This window comes from Agrobacterium sp. CNPSo 3708 (assembly GCF_028674915.1).
GTDB lineage: Bacteria > Pseudomonadota > Alphaproteobacteria > Rhizobiales > Rhizobiaceae > Agrobacterium > Agrobacterium cavarae.
On record NZ_JAQZSF010000007.1, the window covers coordinates 104921 to 124249 of the forward strand.

Sequence of the window (19329 nt, forward strand, 5' to 3'; positions counted from 1 at the left end):
AATACCTCTCAAATCAATAGACGCGTGCTTTTGGCTCGATCTTTTTGGGATCGATGCCATCGGCGATGAGTTCGGTGTGAACCGGACGGTAGTCGAGCTTCACGTCGCCCGCTTCGCTGACCCAGGCCAGCGTGTGCTTGCGCCAGTTGACGTCGTCTCGGCCGGCGAACGGACCATCGGTGTAGTCCTCACGCGCATGCGAGCCGCGGCTTTCCTTGCGGGCTTCCGCGCCGTAGACCGTGGTGATGGCGTTGGCCATCAGGTTTTCCAGTTCCAGCGTTTCCACCAGATCGGAATTCCACACCATCGAGCGGTCGGTCACCTTCACATCGGGAAGTTCCTTCCAGATGGCGGACAGACGCTCGCAGCCCTTGGCAAGCGATTCCTGCGTGCGGAACACGGCGGCGTCTTCCTGCATGGCGCGCTGCATCTTGTCGCGAAGCACGGCCGTCGGCGTGCTGCCGCTGGCGTTGCGCAGGCGATCGAAGCGATCCATGATCTTGTCGCAGGCAGCAATGTTGAGCGCCGGTACCGGCTCCTCGCGGTTGATGACCTGGGCGGCGCGAATGGCGGCCGCACGACCGAAGACCACGAGGTCGATCAGCGAGTTGGAGCCGAGACGGTTTGCACCGTGAACCGAGGCGCAGCCCGCTTCGCCAACAGCCATCAGGCCGGGTGCGATGCGACCTGGGTTTTCGCTGTCGGCGTTCAGCACTTCACCCCAATAGTTGGTCGGAATGCCGCCCATATTGTAGTGAACGGTCGGCAGAACCGGGATCGGTTCGCGCGTCACGTCCACGCCTGCGAAGATCTTGGCGCTTTCGGAAATGCCCGGAAGACGCTCATGCAGAACCGCCGGATCAAGGTGATCGAGGTGGAGGAAGATGTGGTCCTTGTTCTTGCCAACGCCTCGGCCTTCGCGGATTTCCATGGTCATGCAGCGCGACACGACGTCACGCGATGCCAGATCCTTGGCCGACGGGGCATAACGCTCCATGAAGCGCTCGCCTTCGGAGTTGACGAGATAGCCGCCTTCGCCGCGCGCGCCTTCGGTAATCAGGCAACCGGCGCCGTAAATGCCGGTCGGGTGGAACTGAACGAATTCCATATCCTGAAGCGGAAGGCCGGCGCGCGCGATCATGCCGCCGCCATCGCCCGTGCAGGTATGCGCGGAGGTGGCGGAGAAATAGGCGCGACCGTAACCGCCGGTCGCCAGAACGACCATCTTGGCGGAGAAACGGTGAATGGTGCCGTCGTCGAGGTTCCAGGCCACGACGCCCGTGCAGCGGCCGTCATCCGACATGATCAGGTCGAGCGCGAAATACTCGATGAAGAATTCCGCATTGTTGCGCAGCGACTGGCCATAGAGCGTGTGCAGAATGGCATGGCCGGTACGGTCGGCGGCAGCGCAGGTGCGCTGTACCGGCGGGCCTTCGCCGTAATTCTGCATGTGACCGCCGAACGGGCGCTGGTAGATCTTGCCTTCGGCGTTACGCGAGAAGGGCACGCCGTAATGCTCGAGCTCATAGACCGCCTTTGGCGCTTCCATGGCGAGATACTGCATGGCGTCCACGTCGCCGAGCCAGTCGGAACCCTTGACGGTGTCGTAAAGGTGCCACTGCCAACAGTCGGGCGTCATGTTGACGAGCGAGGCGGCAATACCGCCCTGGGCGGCAACGGTGTGCGAACGGGTCGGGAAAACCTTGGTGATGCAGGCGGTCTTGAAGCCCTGCTCGGCCATGCCAAGCGTGGCGCGCAGACCAGCGCCGCCGGCACCCACGACGATGACGTCATAGGAGTGATCGACGTAAGTATAGGCCTTGCCGTTCTGGGAGGGTGAACTGTTCGGTGCCATGACGGATTATCCTGCGAATGCGATTTTCAGAACGGCGAAGAGACAGAGACCGCCGACGGCCACCGCGAAGAAGGTGTTCAGCATCAGAAGAACCAGCTTCGGAACTTCCGCATGCACATAGTCCTCGATGATGACCTGCATGCCGAGCTTCATGTGGATGAGGCCGGAAATGACGACGAGGCCCATGGTCACCGCAACGAGCGGGTTCGACAGAGCCGAAACGACGACCTCATAGGGTGCGCCGCCATACATGACCAGGAAACCGACGAAGAAGATCAAAAGCGGCACGTTGGCAACGGCCGTCACGCGCTGGCGCCAGAAATGCTCGGTGCCTTCCTTGGCCGAACCGAGACCGCGAACCTTGCCGAGAGGGGTGCGCATATCCATGATGTTATCTCCTCAGCGCACGATCAGGGCGACAACCCAGATCAGCGCGGTCAGACAGATCGACGCGACGAAGGACGCCTTGGCGAGCTTGGTGGTGAAATGCTTGTCGAAGCCATGGCCCAGGTCCCACATGAAGTGGCGAAGACCGCCCAGCATGTGGTGAACCAGCGCCCAGGTATAGCCGATGAGGACAAGCTTGCCGATCAGCGAACTCATGGCCCATTGTACCCAGGCATAAGCGTCGACGCCGGAGGCGGTCGCAATCAGCCACCAGGCAACGAGAAGCGTGCCGAAATAGAGTGCGCCACCGGTGATACGGTGTACAATCGACGCAACCATTGTCGGAATTGGCTTGTAGATTTGAAGATGCGGCGACAAAGGCCGATTGTTTGTCGTGTTCGCCATATGAACCTCACGGCGTTTCCTGGCGCCGATGATAGCCGGGCGCCCCCAAACAACGCACATGACGAAAGAATGTGCATTGCACCAAGCGCGACCTTTAATCGCAGGAGAGCATCACGACAAGTACAATCGGCAACCGTTTTGAATTTAATCGATTGTGGTCTAAAAAATTCTGCGTGATTCTCGGGATCGAAAATAAAATATCGAGCGTTTCCAAACGTCAGCATTCGATTTAATTTACGTAAACGTAAAATAAAAGCAGCCTTTCCGATCGAACGGAGAGCTTAAAAACTGGATGGAGAAGATCATGTTCAAGCAGGCATCCTGGATCATTCCAACCCTTCTGATCGCCATTGGTTCCCCCTCCTTGGCGACGGCGAACGACGATCATCGCGACCACCGCTCCTATCAGAGATACAGCGATTCACAGCCCTCCGTGGTCGGTGGCTATGGTCTGCCGTCCTATGTCAGAGGCATCGGCACCTATGCGGGCGGACTGACGGCGGCGCGGTTTCCCGGCAACGGCAACTACTTCTACGCCCAAAGCGGCGGCGCCTATCTGCCGGATGATTATCGTCGAAGCACAGTAGAGCCGCGCATCATCCACGTGAACCAGCGCACCTTCAATGACAGCTGCCATTATGAAGCAGGTGTCTGCGTCATCCGTCCGTAAGGGCATTTTGGCAGTCAGGACAGACGCCAGACGGTCGTCTGCTTGACTTCGCTATCCTCCAGCGCTCGCGTCACCGGCACCTGATAGGTGGCGCAGGCAACAAGCTTCGTCTTGGGCAGATAGGCGCGGCCCGGATCACCGACCAGCACGACGACGCCCTTGGACGTGAGGGTGGAAAACCATGGGATCAGCGCGTCGGCAAATCCCTTGTCGTAAAACACATCACCAGCAAGCAGCACGTCGGCGTCGAAATCCTTGCCGATGACGTCCTCTGAGATCACGTCGATCGTGACGCCATTCACCGCAGCATTCAGCATCACCGCACTCTTCGCCCAGGGATCGATATCGACCGCCAGTACGTGTGCGGTACCGGCAAGGGCCGCGGCGATTGCCACCATGCCGGAACCGCTGGCGAAATCGACGACCCGCTTGCCACGCACGATATCGGGATTATCGAGAATATAGCGCGCCAGCCCCTGCCCGCCGGCCCAGGCAAAGGCCCAGAAGGGCGGCGGCAGGCCGATCTCCTCCAGCTCTTCTTCGGTCTTCAACCACAGATCATGCGCTTCACTCGCCAGATGGAGGCGAAGCTCTGGAACATGCGGCGGTGCCATGATGCTGGTATTGGCGCGGATGAAGGCGTCTGGCGCGGTCTTCAAAGTCTGGATCAGTCTGGCGAGCGCGGTGGCTTGTCGACACCTGCCATGTGGCAGACTTCCAGATATTCCTCTTCCGTCACCGGCTGGACGGAAAGCCGCATGGAGGTGACGAGCGACATGTCGGCAAGCTTCGGATTGGCCTTCACCGCCTTCAAGGTCACGGGCTTCGGCACGTCGCGGACCGCCTTGATGTGCACGCAGTCCCAGCGCGCATCCTCCTCGGCAGAGGAATCCGGCTTCGACAACTCGCAGACCTCGACGATGCCGACGACTTCCAGCCCCTCATTGGAGTGATAGAAGAAGCCCTTGTCGCCAAGCTTCATGGCCCGCATGTTGTTGCGCGCCTGATAGTTGCGCACGCCGGTCCATTCCTCGCCAGCCTCGCCCTTGGCCTTCTGCTGTTCCCAGGACCAGGTGTCGGGTTCGGATTTGAATAGCCAGTAATTCGCCATGTCGTATTTTGCCCTTACGCCGCCGGGTTGTTGAAGACCCAATTATAGGGCTTCACATCGACGCTTTCGAAGAGACCCGCCTTGGCGTAAGGGTCGGCATCGGCAAGCGCACGCGCGGCATCGATATCGGCGGCTTCGACGATCACCAGGCTGCCATTCGGCTTGCCATCCGCATCCAGAAACGGACCGGCGATCTTCAGCGTGCCTTCGGCATTCAGCTTGTTCAGATGCTCCAGATGCGCAGGACGGGTGTCCATGCGCACATTCAGATGGCCGGGCTTGTCCTTGCAGATAAAGGCAAACAGCATTGTCTTCTCCTCTTTTGCCCAGTCCCTATTCGGTGGTGATGGGCCGTGTCATCAATTGTCGCATGGCAGTGCGAATGTCCAGCCGCCCGTCGATGATCGCCGCAACGGCATCGGTAACGGGCATGTCGATCTTGTGGTCGGCGGCAAGCCGGGACGCGACGGAGGCTGCGTAGGCGCCCTCCACAAGCCCGCCATGAAAGGCCGAGGGTGCATCCCCATGCCCCAGCGATATGCCGAAACGCAGATTGCGCGACTGGTGGCTGGTGGCGGTCAGGACAAGATCGCCGAGACCGGAAAGCCCGCGCACCGTATCCGCCTGTCCGCCGACGGCAACGACAAGCCGCGACATTTCCGCAAGCCCGCGGGCAATCAAGGCCGCACGCGCCGATTCACCCAGCCCCGCGCCTTCGACGATGCCGGCGGCAATCGCCAGCACATTCTTCAACGCGCCACCAAGCTGCACGCCAATACGATCGGTCGAGGCATAAAGCCGAAAGGTCTGTCCGGAGATGGTTTGCGCCAAATGCTCGGCAAGTGCCGCATCGCTGGCTGCAACCGCCATGGCTGTCGGCAGCCCCTTGGCAATATCTGCAGCAAAGCCCGGCCCTGAGAGCACGGCCACAGGATGCGACGGCAATTCCTCTTCTAGCACTTGCGTGAGAAGCAAGCCGGACGAGCGGTCGATCCCCTTCGCCAGGGTCATCACCACGGCATCCTTAGCCAGGTAAGGACCATATTGGCGCGCGGCATCCGCTTGGGCCTGCGAGGGCATGGCGAACAGCACGATGCCGGCATTGCGCAGCACGTCGGGTTCGGCGGAATATTTCAGCGCATAGGGAAGCGCGATTCCTGGCAGCGCCGCATTATGCACGCCATCGGCCTGCAGGTCGGCCATCAAGGACGGATCGCGGCCAAGCAGTGTCACGTCATGGCGATTCTCAAGCGCAATCACCACCGCAATCGCGGTGCCGAAGGCGCCGGACCCGATGACGACGATGGTTTCGCGCTTGCTCATGCCTTGGCTCCGCGCTTGCCAAAGCCGACCAGCGTCTTGGCATCTGCATCGAGCGGCCAGCGCGAGCGCGGCTGCGTGTCGAGACTGTCCGGCTCCATGCCTTCCGCCATGCGCTCAAGGCCTGCCCAGGCGATCATCGCGGCATTGTCGGTGCAAAGCGCAAGCGGCGGCGCGATGAAGCGGAAGCGGTGCTTGTCGCAGAGCGCCTGCAAGGTGCCGCGCAGCTCCTGATTGGCGGCGACACCACCGGCGACGACGAGGGCCGGTCCATCCTCGACGGAGGGGAAGGTTTCGGTGAAACGCTGAAGCCCGCGCCCGATCCGGTCCTGCAATGTGCGCGATACCGCCTTCTGGAAGGAGGCGCAGATATCGGCAATGTCCTGATCTGTGAGCGGGGCGATAGCGGTCGCAGCCTGCCGCACGGCCGTCTTCAGACCGGAAAAGGAGAAATCAAGCCTTGCTTCACCCACCATCGGGCGCGGCAGGGGGAAGCGATCGGGATTGCCATTCTTCGCCGCTTTCTCGACCGCCGGTCCACCAGGATAGGGCAGGCCAAGCAGCTTGGCCGTCTTGTCGAAAGCTTCGCCGAGCGCATCGTCGATGGTCGTTCCCCAGCGCTCATACTGGCCGACACCGCGCACCAGGATCAGCTGGGTATGACCACCGGACACGAGCAGCATCAGATAGGGGAAGGATAGCCCGTCCGTCAGCCGCGCCGTCAGTGCATGACCTTCCAGATGGTTGACGGCATAAAGCGGCTTGCCCGCAGCCTTCGCAATTGCCTTGCCGGTCATCAGCCCGACGATCAGGCCGCCGATGAGACCAGGCCCAGAGGTGGCGGCAATCGCATCCACTTGCCCCAGCCTCACGCCCGCCTTGGCGAGCGCTTCCTCGATCAGCGTATCGAGGGCTTCCACATGGGCGCGGGCGGCAATTTCCGGTACCACGCCACCATAGGCACTGTGTTCTTCCAGCTGCGACAAAACGACGTCAGAGACGATCTCACCACGGCCATCAGCATGCCGAACCACCACAGATGCAGCGGTTTCGTCACAACTGGTCTCTATGCCGAGGATACGAAGAAAGGGGGTCATCAGCCGGTTCGTTGATTGCGGTGCTTTTGAAACTTAGGTACGAACACCTCCGGTAACAACGGATAGATGCCGATGCAAACAAAACCTTTCCGAATAGGCACGCGCGGTAGCCCGCTGGCACTGGCACAGGCGTTCGAAACACGCGACCGGCTGGCGGCGGCCCATGACCTGGCCCCGGAGATGTTCGAAATCGTGCCGCTCGCGACCAAGGGCGACCGCATGACCGACCGCCCCCTGTCCGAAATCGGCGGCAAGGGCCTGTTCACCGAAGAGCTGGAAGCGCAATTGCTGTCCGGCGATCTCGACTTTGCCGTTCACTCGTCCAAGGACATGGCAACCAAGCTGCCCGACGGGCTGGAGCTGCGCGCCTTTCTGCCGCGCGAAGATGTGCGCGATGCCTTTATCGGCAGAACGGCACCTCGCCTTCTGGAGCTGCCGCACGGCGCCATCGTAGGCTCTGCCTCGCTTCGCCGTCAGGCGCTCATCCGTCGCCTGCGCCCGGACCTTGAGGTCATCATCTTCCGTGGTCTGGTCGATACGAGACTGCGCAAGCTGGCGGAAGGCCAGGCGGATGCCACCCTGCTTGCCTTTGCCGGGCTGAAACGGCTGAACAAGGACGACGTTCCGACCGAACTGCTGGACCCGAGGGCATTCCCCCCTGCCCCCGCGCAAGGCGCCATCGGCATCGAATGTCGCATTGGCGATAGCCGGATTCAGGATCTGCTCTCCGCCATCAATGACGGGCCGACCTATGATGCGGTGATGTGCGAACGCGCCTTCCTAGCCGCGCTCGACGGCTCCTGTCGCACGCCGATTGCGGGGCTTGCCACCTGTCATGGGGAGGATCTGCACTTTCATGGCGTCATCCTCACACCGGATGGGCAGACCGAACATGCCGTCGAGATTTCCGGCAAGCTCGCCGATGCCGAAACGCTCGGCCGCCAGGCCGGCGAAAAGGTGCGGCACGCCGCCGGTCCCGGCTTCTTCGAAAGCTGGACCTGAGCCATGCGCGTCGTCGTGACCCGTCCGATGCGTTCGGGGCAGAAGACGGCGACGCTGTTGCGCGAGCGCGGCCACGAACCCATCCTGATGCCGCTGACCGAGGCGGTCCACAAGGCGCAAGCCGCAAGGGAGGCGCTGACGCGCCAACCTGACGCTCTCGCCGTCACCAGCGCAGAAGCCCTTCGCGCCCTGGACACATCCGGCATCGATCTGTCCGGCCATCTCGGCCGCCCGCTTTTCGCCGTTGGCGCGGCAACTGCTCAGGCCGCACGCGAGTGCGGCTTTAAGACCGTCATTACCGGTGAGGGAGATGGCGCGGCACTCGCCCGTCTGGTGAAGACGACACTGGCGCCCGACACGCAAGCATCATCGGCGAAAAGCCTTGCTGCACACGTGCTCTATCTTGCCGGACGGCCCCGTGAGGGCGGTTTCGAAAACATGCTCGCAGAAAGCGCGATCACGCTGGATATCGCCGAGATTTACGAAATGCAGCCGGTCTTGTGGGAAGGGCCAGCCTTGCGCGCCCTCATCGACATCCCGCCGGATGCGGTTCTCCTCTATTCCCGCGAGACCGCGCGGATCTTCTTTGACCTTGTCCAGGCCCATGATCTGGCGCCCCTTCTGCACACCAGCCGCTTCATCTGCATCAGCGAAAAGGTTCTGGACGTCGTTCCGACACCGCATCGCAGTCGCGCATGTGCAAGCGCCACGCCAAGCGAACACGCAATGTTGCAGCTTCTGGACAGGGGCGCTGGAACCTAATTCCCTTTCGCCTCTTTCCTTTGCCACCATCACTGACTAGGTTTGGGGCGTGGCGACATGCGATCCCGTCTTCCCGAAAGGTGGTACGTCGCCACCGCGACCGAGGAATAGACACGACTAGAATGAGGTTGTCATGGTATCCGGAAAGCCGCCACGCCACTCCAAATCCAAGACCGAGCCGGTCACGATCGATCTGGACGCCAAGGACGTGACGGATGTCAGCGCCACCAAGCCATCCACGCCTGCGGATACGACGGCGACAAGCGCGCCAAGTGACGCGAAGCCGGTGACGGAACCGAGCACCACCGAACCTGTCAAGCCAGCGACCGGCGTGGCGGACGGCGCAAAAGCCGAAAACCCGAAGCCGATCTGGGATCAGCCAACCAAATCGCCGATCGAGCCGGAGCCGAATGTCGGAAAACCGCAGGACGCATCCGGCAAAGACGAAGGCCCAGCGAAGACGGACGCGACGGTGAAGCAGGAGCCACCGAAAGCCGCAGCGGCATCCGCCTCCACCGGCACCACATCGTCTGCTGCATCGAGCAGCGCTGCCGATAGCGCCAAAACAACATCAAGCACCTTCGGGAAGGACGCCCCAAAGAGCGAACCCTTCAAGCCGCAGACGACGGCATCCACATCCTCCAGCGCATCGTCGGCCAGCAAGCCTTCGGCCGCCACCACGTCGACATCGCGGGATGCGAAGCCGCAAGGCAATTCCGGCCTGATTGCCGCCGGCATTGTCGGCGGCCTGATCGCGCTTCTGGCCGCAGGCAGCATGCAATATGCCGGCGTCCTGCCGTCTAGTTCAGCCGATAGCGGTTCGTCGACGGAACTGGCCGCGTTGAAATCTCAGGTCGCCAGCCTGCAGCAGCAGATCGCAGAAGTACCAAAAGGACAGACCGCCGACACGTCTGCGCTAGAGCAGCGCCTTGCCGCACTGGAAAGCTCCACCGCATCCGGCGGCGACGCCAGCGCGAAGATCTCGCAGCTTGAGACCACGGTTTCGACCTTGCAGTCCGAGCGCGCCGCAGAAGACCAGAAGATCGCGTCGCTGACACAGCGGCTTGACGCGGCAGAAACCAAGATCAACGAGCCTCGGGACGATGTCGAAGTGGCGCGCGCCATTGCCTCGGCAGCCCTCAAGGCGGCGATCGATCGCGGCGGTCCTTTCCTCACCGAACTCGACACGCTCTCCAAGGTCACGCCCGACGATCCGGCGATCCAGTCGCTGCGCCCCTTTGCCAATACCGGCGTGCCGACGCGCGCGGAACTGGTGCGTCGTTTCCCTGATGTGGCCAATGCCATGCTGACGGCCCTTCGCCCGACCGACCCGAATGAAGGCATTTTCGACAGGCTGGCCAACAGCGCCATGTCGCTGGTCAAGGTGCGCCCTGTCGGCAATGTCGAGGGCGAAGGCGACGATGCCAAGATCGCCCGCATGGAAGACAAGCTGCAGAATGGCGACCTGAAGGGTGCGGCCCTTGAATGGGATGCTCTTCCCGAAGCCGCCAAGACGGCATCGGCCGATTACAAGAAGTCGCTGGACGCACGCATTCAGGTAGAGGATCTCGTCAACAGCACATTGAACCGCGCCGTCAGCAGCACAGGCCAGCAGGGGTAAGACATGACCAGAATCGTTAGCTTCGTCGTCATCGTCCTTCTCATCGCCGTCGGCTTCGCCTGGCTGGCGGATCGTCCGGGCGTTCTGTCGCTGGAATGGCAGGGGCAGCTGATACAGATGAGCATGATGGTGGCGGCCTCCATGGTTGCCGCCCTCATCGCAGCCATTATGATCTTGTGGTGGATGATCAGCACGCTGTGGAACTCCCCACATGCCGCACGCCGCTACTTCCGCGCCCGTAAGCGCGACCGCGGCTATCAGGCACTGTCGACCGGCCTGATCGCTGCCGGTGCTGGCAATGCCCTGCTGGCCCGCAAGATGACCGCGAGAACACAGGGTCTGCTCAGCGCCGATCAGGAGCCCTTGATCCATCTGCTGGAAGCCCAGGCCGATCTCATCGAAGGCAAGTATGACGCCGCGCGCCGCAAATTCGAGGCAATGGCAAATGACCCGGAGACGCGTGAACTTGGTCTTCGCGGCCTCTATATCGAGGCTCGCCGCCAGGGCGCGCATGAAGCTGCTCTGCAGTATGCCGAGGATGCGGCGAAAAACGCACCCTATCTGCCTTGGGCCGCGCAAGCGACGCTGGAAAGCAAATGCCGCAGTGGCGAGTGGGACGATGCGATCCGCCTGCTCGACCAGCAGAAGGCCGCCCATGTCATTGAGCGTGGCGAAGCCGAGCGCCTGAAGGCCGTGCTTCTGACCGCGAAGGCGGAAGAGAAGTTCGAGATCGACCCGAAGGGTGCGCGCGACGACGCAAAAGCTGCGCTGAAACTGTCGAAGGCGCTCGTTCCGGCAGCGCTCGTCGCCGCCAAGTCCTATCTCCGCGAAGACAATCTGCGCAAGGCGGCCGCCATTCTGGAACCCGTCTGGAAGGCTGAGCCGCACCCACAGATCGCCGAGCTTTATGTTCGCGCCCGCAGCGGCGATACGGCGATCGACCGGCTGAAGCGCGCCGAGCGTCTGGAGAGCCTGAAGCCAAACAACATCGAATCGCTCTTTGCCGTGGCGCAGGCAGCATTGGCCGCGCAGGATTTCGCCAAGGCGAGAGCCAAGGCGCAGGCCGCCGCCCGTATCGCCCCCCGCGAAAGCGTCTTCCTGCTGCTGGCTGATATCGAGGAGGCCGAGACCGGCGACCAGGGCCGTGTGCGTCACTGGATGGCGCAGGCGCTGCGCGCGCCGCGCGACCCGGCCTGGGTGGCAGACGGCATCGTTTCGGAAAAATGGCATCCGGTCTCGCCGGTCTCCGGCCGTCTGGATGCCTTTGAATGGAAGGCGCCCTTCGGCCAGCTGGAGGGCCCGGTGGAAGATGTGAGCGTCGATAGCGCGCTCGCCTCTCTTCCAGACGTCGCGCAGCCGGAAATTCGTGAGCGCATCATCGAAATCCCGGTTCCAGTAAAGGCAGAGCCGGTGAAAACCGAGTCGAAGCCACACGTCGATACGAAAGTTGAGCCCAAAGCCGAGACGAGGACCACGGTTCATCCCGTTGTCGAAACGCGAAAGCCCAAGGTCCAATCGGGTGAACCAGCAAAGGTCACGCCCTCGGCGAAAGCGGAGGAAGTCGTTCCCTTCTTCGGCGGCGCGCCGGACGACCCCGGCGTGAAGAAAGCAGAGGGCGCCCCTCTTGCCGAACCCGCAAAGCCCGTGGCCCCGGCGAGCCAGACATCCAAGGCCGCTGCGCCAAAAACCACAGTGATCGAAAAAAGCGGCGAAGCCGTTCCTTTCTTCGGCGGTTTGCCGGATGATCCGGGTGTGAAGAAACCCTCTGCCCCCGCGGACGAAAAAAATCGCCTCAATCTGTTTTAAGGCAGCCTTTAACGCTCAAGGAGAGCCATGCTCGACCGTATCCAGACCTTCTTCCAAAGCCTGACGAGTGGCGACACGTCTCGCGATTTTCCGCCCGACGACCTGCGCGTCGCCATCGCCGCCCTTTGCTTTCAGGTGATGGAAGCGGACGGAACGGTGTCCAAGGTGGAGCGTGAGCGCCTGCGCGAATTGCTGCAGGAGCATTATGACCTCAGTTCCGGCAAGCTGGATGCGCTGATGGATGCGGGGCAGGAAGCCGGCAAGGAGGCGGTGGATTACTACCGCTTCACCACCGACATTCGCCGCCACCTGAACGAACAGGAACGCGTCGAACTCATCGGCATTCTCTGGGACATCGTCTACGCAGACGGTGAGCGCAACGAGATGGAAGACAACGTCATCTGGCGAATCGCCGAGCTTCTTGGCGTCTCCGTGCGCGACCGCGTGCTGCAGCGCCAGCAGGTGGCAAGCCACAAGCACCTTGAAGGTCATGATGAGGCCGACGCAGACGCGATCTAAGCCGCGTCGAGCGACGGTGTAGAGCAGTTTTGCGACGAAGACGCGCGGCAGGCTGGAGTGGCAAAGCGGAGGAAGCTGGCATGAGAGATCCAGTCACGCTTTCGGTGCAGCAAAAGCCGAGATTGGTCTTCGGCTTTTTACCCACCTTGGAAAGAGGCCGCTAAGACAACACACTTTCTAAACGCGCACTTCCGTGTGACGGTACTTGTCGGCTCATGTGGTAATGTCTAAATGTCTGCCAACAACATAGGAGACATTGATGGTAGGCATTATCGACGCGGTGATTACAATCATATTATTGGCGTTGCAAATCTACTGGTGGATCTTGATCGCCAGCGCCATTTTCTCATGGCTCTACGCATTCAATGTCATCAACTCCTCCAATCAGTTCGTAAACGCGATCGGCAACTTCCTGTATCAGGCTACCGAGCCGGTTCTGCGCCCCATCCGCCGGATTCTTCCGAACATGGGTGGCATCGATCTTTCGCCGCTCGTGGTGCTGCTTGGCATTGTCTTCCTTCAGATGATCATCGCGAATCCGATCAGACCTTTCCTGATCTCGCTCTTCATTTGACGCTCCAGCCCTGGAAGATCGCCGGTCGGCAGATTGAGCTGAGATTGAGGCTCACGCCCTCAGGTGGGCGTGATGCCATCGATGGGGTGGAGAAGGATGCCGAAGGGCTGCCCTATCTCAAGGCCCGCGTCACCGCCGTGCCGGAAGACGGCAAGGCAAACAAGGCGCTGATTGCGCTTCTGTCTAAGACGCTGAAGATCCCAAAGTCATCGATCAGTTTCGTGTCCGGGGAAACATCGCGCAAAAAAATCCTCCGGCTCGATGGCGAACCGGAGGATCTTTTAGGTAAGCTTGAAAAGGTGATTGGCTGAGATCAGCCCTGCGCCTTGTAGCGTTCGACGGCTTCGAGGATCAGCTTCTTGGCAACGTCGACATCCTGCCAGCCGCCCATCTTCACCCACTTGCCGGGTTCCAGATCCTTGTAGTGCTCAAAGAAGTGCTCGATCTGCTTCAGCGTGATGTCCGGCAGGTCGGTGTAGTTTTTGACCTTGTCGTAACGCTGCGTCAGTTTGGGAGCCGGAACTGCGAGGATCTTTTCGTCCTTGCCGCCATCGTCTTCCATGATCATCACGCCGATCGGGCGCACATTGATGACGCAGCCAGGCACCAGCGGGCGGGTATTGCAGATCAACACATCGATCGGGTCGCCATCTTCCGACAGCGTGTGCGGCACGAAGCCGTAATTGCCCGGATAGGTCATCGGCGTGTAGAGGAAGCGATCGACGATCAGTGCGCCAGCATCCTTGTCCATCTCGTACTTGATAGGATGGCCGCCGACCGGCACTTCAACGATCACATTGACGTCTTCAGGCGGGTTCTTGCCGACGGAGATTGCATCAATACGCATACTCTTTCCTTATTTCGGTGAGTTGAGATTGATCCTCGATACTGGGAAAGGCAGCGCTTTGCAACATCGCCCGCCGCAACCTTTGCGCTTTTGTCGAACCAAGAATGGGCTGAGCTTAAAGGTTTGAGAGCGCTACAAGAAACGACGGGCGAGAAGTTTTAACAGGTGCCCTGGCGGCATCACGGGATCGGGCCAATCGTGATACTTGCGTCAATGCGCACATGACGCGGCTTGAAGAACAGTCAGCGCCAGGCAAAACCGATCTTGCGCAGCTGCTTGTCGGCGAAGTCTTCCATGCCTTCGGCAATATCCTTGCCGCCATGCGAGCGGAAGAAGCGGCTGGCGACATCGCTGTCCTCGAGGCACCATGCCACAACGCCGTTGCAGCCGAGCGACTTCAACAGGCGGCGTCCTTCCTTGAAAAGAACGGTCCCAAGGCCGATGCCCTGATATTCCGGACGCAGATAAAGCTCGTAGATCTCGCCATCATAGGGAAGACCGCGAGCACGGTTGAGGCCAAGCGTCGTGTAGCCTGCCACCACACCCGCCACTTCGACCACCAACAGCGTGGCGGAACCACGGGCAGCACGGCGCCACCAGTCCTCGTCGCGACGATCCAGCATCTGCCAGAGCGGCTTGTGGGGAATAAGTCCTGCATAGGCCTGCTCCCAGGACAGCCGATGCGTCTCTGCAATAGCGGCAGCGTCTTCCGGTTCAGCCCGGCGCACATCGATGGATAACGTTTTCATAACGCGATTCTGGCCCCGGCCATGAAAACTTACCAGCCATAAAGGTTAACGGCGGGAAGCTTACCCACAGCCTAATCATGTGGACGATGGAGAAAAGATTAACGCTTTTTTTACCATTGAGACAAGCGGGCTTGATTCGCGCGGGCAAAGAAAAACCCGGCCTGAGGCGCGCTCAAGCCGGGTTCTTGGAAACATGATTAATGGCAGGGCGATCAGCCGGCCATCTTGGCCTTTTCGAAGCGCTTGCGATCGTTCGGATCGAGGTAGAGCTTGCGCAGACGAAGCGACTTCGGCGTCACTTCCATCAGCTCGTCGTCCTGGATCCAGGAAAGCGCGCGGTCGAGCGTCATGCGGATCGGCGGCGTCAGCTTCACGGCTTCATCCTTGCCGGCGGCGCGGATGTTGGTGAGCTGCTTGCCCTTCAGCACGTTGACTTCGAGATCGTTGTCGCGGGTGTGAATGCCGATGATCATACCAGCATAAACCTTTTCGCCCGGCTCGATGATCATCGGGCCACGGTCTTCCAGGTTGAACATGGCGTAGGCGACAGCTTCGCCCGAACCGTTCGACAGCAGAACGCCGTTGACGCGGCCCGCGATCTGACCCTTGAAGGGCTGATAATCGTGGAACAGGCGGTTCATGATGGCCGTACCGCGCGTGTCGGTCAGCAGTTCCGACTGGTAGCCGATCAGGCCACGGGTCGGCGCATAGAACTTCAGACGAACGCGGTTGCCACCGGAAGGACGAAGCTCGGCCATTTCAGCCTTGCGCTCGGACATCTTCTGAACGACGACACCGGAATGCTCTTCATCGACGTCGATGACGACTTCTTCGATCGGCTCCAGCAGGGTGCCGTTCTCATCCTTGTGCATCACGACGCGCGGACGCGACACGGCAAGCTCGAAGCCTTCGCGACGCATGGTTTCGATCAGAACCGCAAGCTGCAATTCGCCACGGCCGGACACGAAGAACGAGTCCTTGCCTTCGGCTTCTTCGATCTTCAGCGCAACGTTGCCTTCGGCTTCCTTGAGCAGACGGTCGCGAATGACGCGGCTCGTGACCTTGTCGCCTTCGGTGCCAGCCAGCGGGCTGTCATTGACGATGAAGGACATGGTGACGGTCGGCGGATCGATCGGCTGTGCGGTCATGGCTTCAGTGACCGAAGGATCGCAGAACGTGTCGGCGACGGTGCCCTTGGAAAGGCCAGCGATAGCGACGATGTCGCCTGCATGGGCTTCTTCGATCGCGGTGCGCTCGATACCACGGAAAGCGAGGATCTTCGAAATACGGCCGGTTTCGATGGTCTTGCCATCCTGGCCCAGAACCTTGACGGCCTGGTTCGGCTTGATCGAGCCGGACGCGATACGGCCAGTGATGATACGGCCGAGGAAGTTGTTGGCCTCAAGGATCGTGCCGATCATGCGGAACGGACCTTCTTCGACCGTAGGCTCAGGCACGTGCTCGAGAACCAGATCGAGCAGCGGTGCAAGACCCTGGTCCTTCGGACCTTCCGGGTTGACGTTCATCCAGCCATCACGACCGGAGCCGTACAGGATCGGGAAGTCCAGCTGCTCGTCGGTCGCGTCGAGATTGGCGAAAAGGTCGAAGACTTCGTTGATGACTTCTTCGTGGCGGCCATCCGGGCGGTCGATCTTGTTGATCGCGACGATCGGGCGAAGACCAACCTTCAGCGCCTTGGAGACGACGAACTTCGTCTGCGGCATTGGGCCTTCGGAGCTGTCGACCAGAACGATCGCACCGTCCACCATGGAGAGGATACGCTCGACTTCACCACCGAAGTCGGCGTGGCCGGGGGTGTCGACGATGTTGATACGAACACCCTTCCACTCAACCGAGGTCGCCTTGGCGAGAATGGTGATGCCGCGTTCCTTTTCCAGATCGTTGCTATCCATAACACGCTCGGCAACGCGCTGGTTGTCGCGGAACGAACCAGACTGCTTCAGAAGCTCGTCAACAAGTGTCGTTTTTCCATGGTCAACGTGCGCGATGATCGCGATGTTGCGAAGGGCCATATGATTAAATCTCTGAGGTTGGGGCGCTGATCGTATGGGATGCGCCAATTTAGTTTGGCGGGCTCATAACCTTTTTTTTGCAAATGCGAAAGGGGGGCCTGTGACATAAGGCCCTTGCGAAAACGCCGTATCAGAGATGTGTGACAGGTTTTTGCGCGCTTTTAAGGTTGAAGCGGGTGCGATCGTTCAGATTCGCTCTTCCCGCCCTCACCCTTTCTTTGACAGCATATCAGCGTCGCAGGACGGCTTCACGCTTCTGCGCGGCATGCGTTACGCAGCGACCAGTCCGCGCTTCTTCAGCATGGCCTCCGGGCTCGGCATCTTGCCGCGGAAGGCCTTGTAGGTCACTTCCGGATCGACCGCGCCGCCAACGGAATAGACATTATCGAGAAGCTTGCGCGCCGTTTCCGGATCGAAAGGATTGCCCGTCTCCTCGAAAGCCTCGAAGGCGTCGGCATCCAGCACTTCCGACCACATGTAGGAATAGTAGCCGGCAGAATAGCCGTCACCGGAAAATACGTGCTGAAAGTGCGGCGTGGCGTGGCGCATGGTGATCGACTTCGGCATGTTGAGCGAAGTCAGCACCTCTGCCTGCACCGCCATCGGATCCTCCACCGTGCCACGGGTGTGGAACGCCATATCGACCAGCGCCGAGGAGGTGAACTCTACCGTGTTGAAGCCGGCATTGAAGGTCTGGGCCGCAAGCACCTTGTCCAGCAGCGCCTTCGGCATGGGCTCGCCGGTCTCGTAATGCAGCGCATAGGTCTCGAGAATTTCCGGCACGGTCAGCCAGTGTTCGTAAAGCTGCGAGGGCAGTTCAACGAAGTCGCGCGAAACGCCGGTACCGGAAACGGACGGATAGGTGACGTTCGACATCATGCCATGCAGCGCGTGGCCGAACTCGTGGAACAGCGTGCGCGCATCATCGAGCGACAGGAGTGCTGGCTTGCCGGCTGATGGCTTTGCGAAGTTGCAGACATTGTAGATGATCGGCAGTTCACCGACCGTGCCGTTCTTCAGCGGCAGCTTGTGCTGCGACTGGAAGGAGCTCATCCAAGCGCCCGAGCGCTTGGAGGGCCGGGCGAAATAGTCGCCGAGGAACATAGCCTTCAGCTCGCCATTGGCGTCACGGATTTCGAAGGTACGGACATCGGGGTGGTAGGCCTTGACGTCTTTCAGTTCGACGGCATGGATGCCGAAGAGGCGTGTCGCCACGTCGAAGCAGGCCTCGATGATCTTTTCCAGCTGCAGATAGGGCTTCAGCTCGGTTTCGGAGAAATTGAAGCGCTTTGCTCTGAGCTTCTCCGCATAATGGCGCCAGTCCCAGGGCATGACCTCGTGGTTTTTGCCTTCGTCGGTAATGATCGTGGCAAGCTCGGCTTCCTCTTCGCCAGCGCGCGCGACGGCCTTTTCCCAGACCTGGGTCAAGAGACCGTTCACTGCATCCGGCGTCTTCGCCATCGTGTCGTCCAGCTTGTAGGCCGCGAAGCTCTCATAGCCCAAGAGCCTTGCCTTTTCTTCGCGCAGCGCCAGCGTCTTCCTGACGATCTCGCGATTGTCGGTCTCGCCACCATTTTCACCGCGAGCCACCCAGGCCTTGAAGGCCTGTTCGCGCAGATCGCGGCGCTCGGAAAAGGTGAGGAAGGGCTCGATGATCGAGCGCGACAGCGTCACTGCAAACTTGTCCTCCTCGCCATGCTCCTTGGCGGCACCCGCCATGGCATCGCGCAGGAAGCCCGGAATGCCGGCAAGTTCCTCATCAGAAGACAGCAGCAGCTTCCAGTTCTTTTCATCCGCAAGTACGTTCTGGCCGAAGTTTGCGCCAAGACCTGCCAGCTCCTCGTTGATGGCGGCAAGACGCTCCTGCTCGGGTTTGGGCAGTTTCGCGCCGGCGCGCACGAAGCCCTTCCAGTGGCGCTCCAGGACCCGCAGTTCCTCATGGGTCAGTCCCAGCGTCTCGCGCTTGTCCCACAGCGTATCGATGCGCTTGAACAGCGCCTCATTCATGCCGATGCGCGAATAGTGGCGCGACATTTTTGGCGCGATCTCGCGTTCCAGCGCCTGGATTTGCGGGTTTGTATGGGCGCCCGCCTTGTTCCAGAACAGCGCCGAGACGCGCGACAACTCGTCGCCAGCGATTTCGAGCGCAATCACCGTATTGGCGAAGCTCGGCGCTTCGCTGTTGCCGGCAATGGCATCGATCTCTGCATCATGGGCGGCAAGGGCCGCATCGAACGCACCGGCAAAATCCTCATCCTTGACGGCATCGAAACGCGGCAGTCCGTTTTTCCCGTTCCAGTCGGTTAGAGCGGAATAATACGCGATCGTCGATGTCATGGTGATGTCCTCATGCAGATGTGATTGTCAGCCATATGGGCATGCTGACGGCAAGCTTTCAATATCAGACCGCAAGAAGGGCAACGGCAACGGCCCTAAAAATCGGCGTCGATTCCGCAAAAGCACGATGCGTGGATGTCAAAGACATGGAGCGTGCGGAACACTTTCTTCTTCCATCCGATTGCATGGAAAGACAGAAGTTGTCACAACGTAGAATAGTTCTAGTGAAAAGCA

Annotated in this window: 20 protein-coding genes; 8 read left to right on the plus strand and 12 right to left on the minus strand. The window is 60.5% G+C overall.

Annotation, left to right across the window (positions count from 1 at the left end):
* Positions 1–13: 13 nt before the first annotated feature.
* From sdhA to sdhC, 3 genes are read right to left on the minus strand one after another with little or no spacing between them, the layout of a single operon-like run.
* The gene (gene sdhA, locus PVA19_RS16030) at positions 14–1855 is read right to left on the minus strand and encodes a succinate dehydrogenase flavoprotein subunit (RefSeq protein ID WP_274103400.1); all 1842 of its coding nucleotides are present in this window, start codon (positions 1853–1855) and stop codon (positions 14–16) included.
* A gap of 6 nt (positions 1856–1861) precedes the next feature.
* The gene (sdhD, locus tag PVA19_RS16035) at positions 1862–2242 is read right to left on the minus strand and encodes a succinate dehydrogenase, hydrophobic membrane anchor protein (protein ID WP_062424893.1); all 381 of its coding nucleotides are present in this window, start codon (positions 2240–2242) and stop codon (positions 1862–1864) included.
* A gap of 12 nt (positions 2243–2254) precedes the next feature.
* Positions 2255–2647: a succinate dehydrogenase, cytochrome b556 subunit gene (sdhC, locus tag PVA19_RS16040; protein WP_062424894.1), complete on the minus strand. Its 393-nt coding sequence runs from the start codon at positions 2645–2647 to the stop codon at positions 2255–2257.
* Positions 2648–2951: 304 nt separating this feature from the next.
* Here sdhC and PVA19_RS16045 point away from each other — a divergent pair, with 304 nt between their 5' ends.
* The gene (locus PVA19_RS16045) at positions 2952–3317 is read left to right on the plus strand and encodes a hypothetical protein (protein WP_274103401.1); all 366 of its coding nucleotides are present in this window, start codon (positions 2952–2954) and stop codon (positions 3315–3317) included.
* A gap of 14 nt (positions 3318–3331) precedes the next feature.
* Here the strand turns inward: PVA19_RS16045 and PVA19_RS16050 are convergent, their stop codons facing one another.
* Genes PVA19_RS16050 through tsaD form a run of 5 tightly spaced genes read right to left on the minus strand, consistent with a single transcriptional unit; the run spans position 3332 to position 6845 of the window.
* Positions 3332–3976 carry a class I SAM-dependent methyltransferase gene (locus PVA19_RS16050; RefSeq protein WP_062424896.1) on the minus strand — a complete coding sequence of 215 codons (645 nt, stop codon included), beginning with the start codon at positions 3974–3976 and terminating at the stop codon, positions 3332–3334.
* A gap of 8 nt (positions 3977–3984) precedes the next feature.
* Complete coding sequence (locus tag PVA19_RS16055; protein WP_274103403.1) at positions 3985–4428, minus strand: EVE domain-containing protein; 444 nt, start codon at positions 4426–4428, stop codon at positions 3985–3987.
* 14 nt (positions 4429–4442) lie between these two features.
* Positions 4443–4736, minus strand: a complete 294-nt coding sequence (locus tag PVA19_RS16060) for a YciI-like protein (RefSeq protein WP_062424898.1) — start codon at positions 4734–4736, stop codon at positions 4443–4445.
* Positions 4737–4761: 25 nt separating this feature from the next.
* On the minus strand, positions 4762–5751 hold the full coding sequence (locus tag PVA19_RS16065; RefSeq protein WP_274103405.1) for an NAD(P)H-dependent glycerol-3-phosphate dehydrogenase: 990 nt from the start codon (positions 5749–5751) through the stop codon (positions 4762–4764).
* The gene (tsaD, locus tag PVA19_RS16070; protein WP_274103406.1) at positions 5748–6845 is read right to left on the minus strand and encodes a tRNA (adenosine(37)-N6)-threonylcarbamoyltransferase complex transferase subunit TsaD; all 1098 of its coding nucleotides are present in this window, start codon (positions 6843–6845) and stop codon (positions 5748–5750) included. Before tsaD ends, PVA19_RS16065 begins: the two co-directional genes overlap by 4 nt.
* A 72-nt stretch (positions 6846–6917) precedes the next feature.
* On the opposite strand from tsaD, the gene hemC reads away from it, so the two are divergent.
* The 7 genes from hemC to PVA19_RS16105 all read left to right on the plus strand — a co-directional run bounded on the left by hemC (position 6918) and on the right by PVA19_RS16105 (position 13440).
* Positions 6918–7847 carry a hydroxymethylbilane synthase gene (hemC, locus tag PVA19_RS16075; RefSeq protein ID WP_274103408.1) on the plus strand — a complete coding sequence of 310 codons (930 nt, stop codon included), beginning with the start codon at positions 6918–6920 and terminating at the stop codon, positions 7845–7847.
* Positions 7848–7850: 3 nt separating this feature from the next.
* Positions 7851–8609 carry a uroporphyrinogen-III synthase gene (locus PVA19_RS16080; protein WP_274103409.1) on the plus strand — a complete coding sequence of 253 codons (759 nt, stop codon included), beginning with the start codon at positions 7851–7853 and terminating at the stop codon, positions 8607–8609.
* A gap of 133 nt (positions 8610–8742) precedes the next feature.
* Positions 8743–10230, plus strand: a complete 1488-nt coding sequence (locus PVA19_RS16085; RefSeq protein ID WP_274103411.1) for a hypothetical protein — start codon at positions 8743–8745, stop codon at positions 10228–10230.
* Positions 10231–10233: 3 nt separating this feature from the next.
* Positions 10234–12036 carry a heme biosynthesis protein HemY gene (locus tag PVA19_RS16090; RefSeq protein ID WP_274103413.1) on the plus strand — a complete coding sequence of 601 codons (1803 nt, stop codon included), beginning with the start codon at positions 10234–10236 and terminating at the stop codon, positions 12034–12036.
* A 27-nt stretch (positions 12037–12063) separates the two neighbouring features.
* Positions 12064–12555, plus strand: a complete 492-nt coding sequence (locus PVA19_RS16095) for a tellurite resistance TerB family protein (protein ID WP_062424904.1) — start codon at positions 12064–12066, stop codon at positions 12553–12555.
* Positions 12556–12814: 259 nt separating this feature from the next.
* Positions 12815–13129 carry a YggT family protein gene (locus tag PVA19_RS16100; protein WP_062424905.1) on the plus strand — a complete coding sequence of 105 codons (315 nt, stop codon included), beginning with the start codon at positions 12815–12817 and terminating at the stop codon, positions 13127–13129.
* Positions 13126–13440 (plus strand): DUF167 domain-containing protein, encoded by a 315-nt coding sequence (locus tag PVA19_RS16105; protein ID WP_274103415.1) that lies wholly within the window; start codon positions 13126–13128, stop codon positions 13438–13440. The genes PVA19_RS16100 and PVA19_RS16105 overlap by 4 nt, the downstream gene beginning before the upstream one ends.
* A gap of 2 nt (positions 13441–13442) precedes the next feature.
* Here the strand turns inward: PVA19_RS16105 and ppa are convergent, their stop codons facing one another.
* From ppa to PVA19_RS16125, 4 genes are all read right to left on the minus strand, one after another.
* Complete coding sequence (ppa, locus tag PVA19_RS16110) at positions 13443–13976, minus strand: inorganic diphosphatase (RefSeq protein WP_062424907.1); 534 nt, start codon at positions 13974–13976, stop codon at positions 13443–13445.
* A gap of 242 nt (positions 13977–14218) precedes the next feature.
* Positions 14219–14725, minus strand: coding sequence for a GNAT family N-acetyltransferase (locus PVA19_RS16115; RefSeq protein WP_062597372.1), 507 nt, complete (start codon positions 14723–14725; stop codon positions 14219–14221).
* 212 nt (positions 14726–14937) lie between these two features.
* On the minus strand, positions 14938–16758 hold the full coding sequence (gene typA, locus PVA19_RS16120) for a translational GTPase TypA (RefSeq protein ID WP_062424909.1): 1821 nt from the start codon (positions 16756–16758) through the stop codon (positions 14938–14940).
* Positions 16759–17028: 270 nt separating this feature from the next.
* Positions 17029–19095: a M3 family metallopeptidase gene (locus PVA19_RS16125; protein WP_274103416.1), complete on the minus strand. Its 2067-nt coding sequence runs from the start codon at positions 19093–19095 to the stop codon at positions 17029–17031.
* Positions 19096–19329 lie beyond the last annotated feature (234 nt).